We start from the raw sequence: 7,154 nt of genomic DNA, 5'->3' as shown, positions 1-7,154 counted from the left end.
AATTACCCCAACTTGTGGGTCGGGTTGAGCGATTAATTCCTCTAAAATTTCTAGCCCTTGCTGAGGAGAAATCGTTCCTACTCCCTTGAGGCTCATGTGCTGAGTGACTTGACGTTCAGCCGCGGCTCCGACTTCAGACCAGGCACCCCAGTTAATACTGAGTCCGGGTAAGCCCAACATTTGGCGGTAGTGAGCAAGCATATCTAGAAAAGTATTCGCTGCGACGTGGTTAGCTTGTCCAGGTGAACCTAACAGCGAAGCAGCCGAAGAAAAGAGTACAAAATAGTCGAGAGGGATGTCTTTTGTTAACTGGTGTAAGTTCCAGGCTCCGTGCATTTTTGGCTTCATTACGCGCTCAAATTTTTCAGAGTTGAGTTGCATTAATACACCATCTTCTAATACTCCAGCCGCATGAAAAATTCCTCGTAATGGAGGTAAATTTTGTTTAATATTCTGGAAAATTTTAGTGACTTTTTTATCGTCAGAAATGTCGGCTTGAGTAATAATAACTTTCGCTCCAAGTCTTTCTAATTCATCTAGTGTTGTTTGAGTTTCTGAGTTGGGATGACGACGACTTAATAATACTATATTTTTCGCTCCTTTTTCAACCAGCCAACGAGCAACTAACAGTCCTAATCCTCCCAAACCTCCTGTAATTAAATAGGTTCCCTCCGAGAAATCTTTCCGATTTTCTTGAGTTGAGTTTGTGATGACAATTTTACCGATATGTTTGGCTTGCTGCATATATCGAAAAGCAGCAGGTGCATTTTTAATATTAAAGATTTTGTGGGGTAATGGTTGTAATTCTTGGGTGGTAAACTTCTGCACTATTTCTGATAAAAGTGACTGAATTAAATTAGGATTTTCTTGGGCGGTAGTCATTAAATCAACTAGGTAATAAGAGACATTCTGCTTGATGTTTTTGACTTGAGTTAAACTCCAAATTTCTCGCTTCCCTATTTCGATAAAACGTCCATTTTCTTTAAGTATCGATAAACTTTTAGGGATAAATTCTCCCGATAAAGAATTGAAAACAATATCAACTCCCTGGTTTTGAGTTTGCCGCATAATGTCATCGGCAAATTCTAACGTTCGCGAGTTCATAATGTGTTTTATGCCTAATGATTTTAAAAATTCCCACTTACTAGAACTTGCAGTTGCAAAGACTTCTGCTCCCACAGCTTGGGCAATTTTTACAGCCGCCATTCCTGTCCCCCCTGCGGCAGAATGAATTAAAACTTTGTCTCCTTCGGAAATTTTTGCAAGATGATGTAAGGCATAATAAGCTGTTATGAAATTGGCGGGAATTGTAGCCGCTTCCTCAAAACTTAAGTGAACAGGTTTCAACGTGACTAATTGAGCGTTAACAGTTACATATTGACTAAAACTTCCCGGCGCGAGAGCGATAACATTATCACCTATTTTGAGGTGTTCGACACCCTCTCCAACTGCTACAATTTCACCTGCACATTCTACCCCAAACCAATCTCTTTCAAAGGGAAGTACACCTAATACATCCAAAACATCAATAAAGTTCAGTCCAGTTACTTTTACTTTAATTTCAACTTCTTGTGCTTTCGGTTGACGGCGATTTGTAGGTTGTAAGTTCATATTTTCCGGTGTTCCCCGTTTGGAAATTCCCAGTTTAAATGGTTTATTTTTGGTAAGTTCTAATTGGTTTAAACTGTTTGTTTTATAGCGAGTTAATCGAGATACTTTCCGAGTATTTTCACGAAATGTTACTTGATTTTCTGCTGTGGGGTGTTTGAGTTCAGTTAACAAGATATTGACTTGAGTTTCAAGCGATTTTTCTGGGTCTAAATCTACTTGAATGCAATGCAGTTCTGGATGTTCTAAAGCAATAACTTTCCCCAGTCCCCATAGGGGAGAATAGGCTATTCCCGACAAATTCGTTTCTATTCCAGTTGCAACAGATCCTTTAGTAACAATTGCTAAAGATGGCGGTTGAGAATAGTTTTTAACCAGTGATTGAGTTAGCTTTAATAAGCTTTCCCAGCCTATTTTTGAGGTGGTTGTCAATTCTTCTAAACTTAAAGCTTCAGGTGATGAAGTCTCTAAACTCCATAGGTAGACAACTTTTTTACAGATTATATTTTTCGCTGTTAGAGTTGCAAAAAGTTGATTAAAATTATCTATTTTATTAGGATTAACTTGATAGGTTCGCTGATTAACTTGTTGGTATTTTTTTCCTGCAAACACTAAAGTACAAGATTCTCCCTGCTCTGTCAAAAGTTGAGCAAGTTGTTGAGTCATTCCTTGCTGATCTGCAAAAATTAACCATTCCTTTGATTCTGACTGATTGAGTTGACTATTTTGAGCGATAATAACTGCTTGTTCAAGAGGTTTATTATAATTTTCTGTTAAGGTTATAGCTTTGTAAAACGCACTTTCTTGTAATAGATTTTGCCATTGAGAAGCAGGAATTAAAGGATAGTTGGGACGAATCTCTTGATCATTAAATTTCCACCATCCTTCTGTCAAACCAAAGGTTAAGTCAAACCAACGTAAAGGTTGAGTTCCTTCTAACAAAATCAGCAATCCTTTGGCAACCAGTAAACGTTTAATATTATCTAAAACCTGCTGTAAATTTGAGGTAGCGTGTAAAACATTAGCCGCGATCACAATATCATATTGATGACTTTCAAAATTTTGTGATTCTACAGGCTTTTCTATATTGAGAATTTGATAATTTATAAAATCATAGTCTTGAAACTTCTGTTTTGCTTTATTAACAAATAGAGGGGAAATATCGGTATAAATATATTCTATTTTATATGGATTCAGATGCGGAAGTAAGTAAGCAGTTGTTCCCCCAGTTCCTGCTCCAATTTCTAAGATTCTGATCTTTTGTTCAGGGGGAATATTTTCTAATGCTAAACTGACTGCTTTTTGAATCATAGTATTCATTACTTTTGCACCGGGAGAATCTTGGTAGATTTGAGTTGTTAAACTTAAGTCTCCCTTGGGAAAAAGTAACTGAGTTGAATCACAATTTCCGCGCAAAACTTCAGCCAGTTGTGAACCGCAATTATGCAATAAAGTTAATTCTGCTTGAGCGTTGGGATAACGTTCTAATAAGATATTGTATTTTACTTCGACGGGGGATTTATCAGGAATATTAATAACCCGCCAATGCTCTTTTTCATCAGCAACCAATATCTGATCTTCTACTAATATTTCTAATAACCGATTAAACAGTCTTTTGTGTTGGCTAACGATTCCTGATTTTAGTAATAATTCTTCAGTTGAAAATTGTTGATGTGTCTGCAAATTTAAACCCATGTCCTGAAAAGTGTTGATAATATAAGCTGAACTTAGCGACTCTAATTCAACTAAAAATTCTTGATATTTTATAATTTCACGTTTCTCTATTAATTGAGTAAATTGGGAAGATAATTTCTGTTTAATATCTTCAGGTTTTAGCAGATTATTAGCTATTTTGGTTCGGTGTGGATGATTTTGAGGTTTCCATTCAATTTGATAAAGCCAATCCTGAAATGAAAGTGAATTATTTTTAAAAAGTAATTCGTAATTTACAGGTTGGAGTTGTATACCTTCTATTGTAGCAATGAGTTTATTATCTAAATCAGTAATTTTGATATCAGCCACTAAAGTTTGTTGATTCTGAGATTTAGCGGGTCTTATTTCAGCAAAACTTTTGACTGTAAAATCGGGATTATTATATAAGGTAAATCGTTCTAAGCCGATAGGTAAATAAGCTGTTGACGTATTTTTTTGACTTATACTTGCACCTAAAACTTGTAAGCATCCGTCTAATAATACTGGATGAAATATATAGTTTGAACTTTCGTTCATCAGTTTTTCGGAAATTGTTATCAGACCTAAAGACTGTGAACTATTACTCCAGAGTTGGCGAATCACTTGAAAATCTTCACCAAATTTTATTCCTCTCGCTTCTAACTGCTGATAATAGTTTTCAAGGTTAATTTCTTCCTGAAAAATATCTGGAGTTTTAATAGCTTGAGACTGGCTAGGGGTTTCGATTTTCAATTTTCCACTTGCATGAAGTAGCCAGGAAGACTGAGAATCAGATTCAGCTAAACTAAAAATTTCAAAGCTATATGCTTGGTTAGATTCAGAAGTTAAAACAGTCTGTAAAATTTTATCTTCATTTTCAATCAGAGTTAAAGGGGCTTTTATATTCACTTCTTCTAATGCTAGATTTGTCGTCTTAGTCACCTGATATCCAGCCGTTAAGACTATTTCAATAAAACCTGCTGCTGGCAAAATAACTGTATCAAAAACACGATGATGTTTAAGAAATTCTAAATTTTCTAAGCTCATTATATTTTCAAATAAAAGCATATCAGACTTAGCTAGATTGAGTTTGCTTCCTAATAATAGATGTTGATTATATTCTAGCTTTTGATACTTAGGCTTATGATTAGGCTTCTTGAACCAATAACGTTGACGTTGAAAAGGATAAGTGGGTAAAGCAACTCGTTGGCGAGAATAATCTTGATCAAACCCTAACCAATTGACCTCAACTCCCGCTAGATATAATTGAGATAAACTCGATAATAGTGTCTCCCAATTCTGCTGTTTCGGTGAGAGACTGGCTAACCATAATTTCTCAGTTTCTCCTAAACAACTGTGTCCTAAATTTATTAATGTCGGTTTTGGCCCGATTTCTATAAAAACTTCTATTCCTAACTGATTTAACGTCTCTATTCCCGCAGAAAATTTCACGCTTTGACGGAGATGACGACACCAATATTCAGGCGTTGCTATTTCTTCTGTGGCTAACGTTCCTGTGACATTAGAAACAATATCGATGATGGGTTGATGATACTTAACTTTGGCTGCAACTTTCTGAAACTCTGCTAACATCGGTTCTACTAAATGGGAGTGAAACCCATGAGATACCGAGAGTTTTTGAGTTTTATATCCTTGTGTACTTAGAACTTCTATCGCTTGCTGAATGGCTTGATGATTACCAGAAATCACAGTATTTTCTGGACTATTAATCACGGCTATTTCTACTGTATTGGGCTGGAATTCTAGATAAGCTTTGACAGTTTTTTCATCAGCAAACACCACAACCATTTCGCCCTTTCGGGGAAGTTGCTGCATTAAACGGGCGCGGGTGACAACCAGTTGAAGTCCATCTTCTAAACTAAACACTCCCGCCACACAAGCGGCGACGTATTCTCCTAAACTATGACCCATCAAAATATCCGGTTGAATTCCCCAAGATTTCCAGAGTTGACAGAGGGAATATTCAACAGCAAATAAAGCAGGTTGAGTGTAGAGAGTTTGATGAATTAAGGATTGATAATTAGGCGAATAAAGCAGGTCTAATAAAGGGATATCTAGAGAGTCTTTGAGAAGTTCAGCACAGTGATTGAGGGTGTGTCTGAAGGTGGGTTGGGTTTCATAAAGTTGTTGCGCGATTCCTTCATATTGTGAACCTTGTCCGGTAAATAAGAAAGCTATTTTAGGAGAATTAGAGAATCTTTCACCTTGAATCATATCGGTTTTGTTACTCAGCTTTTGATGAAGTTCTTCAAGAGAACTAGCAATTATACCGAGTCTATACTGAAAATCTGATCGCCCGGTGTTTGCACTGAAGCAAATGTCCTCTAAGGCTTCTTTAGATTGGTCTAAATATTGTTCATATTTTTGACAATATTCTTCAAGGGCTACGGGTGTTTTTGCTGAGATAGTCAACAGATGTAAAGGGCGATTCTCTGAAATTTTAGCTCTATTAATAGAAGGAGCTTCTTCTAAAATAATGTGAGCATTTGTTCCGCTAAATCCAAACGAACTTACACCGGCTAGTCGAGGTATTTCTCCTGAACGCCAAGGCATTAATTGTGTGGGAATAGTGATAGGCAATTCATCCCAATTAATATGAGGATTAGGGGTTTTAAAATGCAGATGAAGTGGGATATTTTCATATTGCAATGCTAATACGACTTTAATTAATCCTGCAATTCCAGCCGCCGCTTCGAGATGACCGATATTGGTTTTTACTGAACCCACAATTAATGGTTTTTCTGAGGTGTGAGTGTGGCGAAAAACAGCCCCTAACGCCCCAATTTCTATGGGATCACCTAAACTTGTACCTGTTCCATGTGCCTCAATATAGTTAATTTGTGCGGGATTAACTTTACTATTTTCTAAAGCTTGAAGGATAACAGCCTGCTGGGAGGGGCCATTGGGAACTGTTAACCCACTACTACGACCGTCTTGATTAATTGCTGAACCTCGAATTACAGCTAATACTTTGTCTCCATTCGCAATCGCATCAGATAAACGTTTAAGAATAATAATTCCACACCCTTCTGAACGAACAAAACCATCTGCTGCTGCATCAAAACTTTTACAGCGACCATCAGAAGCAAGCATTTTAGCTTTGGAAAAGTTGATGCTAAATTCGGGTGAAATAATCCGGTTTACACCTCCAGCTAAAGCAAAATTACATTCTTTATTTCGCAAGCTTTGACAGGCTAAATGAACACTCACTAATGAAGAGGAACAAGCGGTGTCTACAGCTAAACTAGAACCCGTAAAACCTAACAAATAGGAGAGACGACCTGCGGCGGTACTGTGGGAATTTCCGGTAGCAAGATAGGCATCAATTTCTGTAATCTCTCTCGTTAATAACTGTTGAGAATAGTCGTTACTGCTAATTCCGATAAAGACTCCAGTTTGTTTTTCAGTCAGCTTTTCAGGGACGATACCTGCATTTTCTAAAGCTTCCCAACTCACCTCTAAAAGTAAGCGATGTTGAGGGTCTAGACTAACAGCTTCTCGCGGTGAAATTCCAAAAAACTGAGCATCAAATTCAGCTAGATTTGGAACAAATCCACCATAACGAGTTGATATTTTTCCCGGTGTTTCAGGGTTTGAATTATAGTAAGTTTCGATATTCCAACGGTCGGGAGGAACTTCTGAAATTGCATCTTTTCCTTGCTGTAATAAGAGCCAAAATTCATCAGGATTTCTTGCACCTGGAAACCGACAGGCTAACCCCATAATGGCAATCGGTTCAGTACGAGTTGATTCCATTTCTGTGAGCTTAGACTGCATTTTTTCTAGAGCTTGCAATGCTCGGTTTAGTCTGGAACGATTATCTATTGGTTCAGAAGTTTTATTATTCATTATTT

Annotated in this window: 1 protein-coding gene; it reads right to left on the bottom strand. The window is 37.2% G+C overall.

Going from position 1 to position 7,154, the window contains the following annotated elements; all coding sequences use genetic code 11:
* A partial coding sequence (locus WN50_RS13930; protein WP_049559490.1) for a type I polyketide synthase occupies nucleotides 1–7,149 on the bottom strand: 7,149 nt, incomplete at its 3' end.
* Nucleotides 7,150–7,154: the final 5 nt, after the last annotated feature.

Source organism: Limnoraphis robusta CS-951 (assembly GCF_000972705.2).
This window is presented reverse-complemented; position numbering and strand designations above follow the sequence as displayed.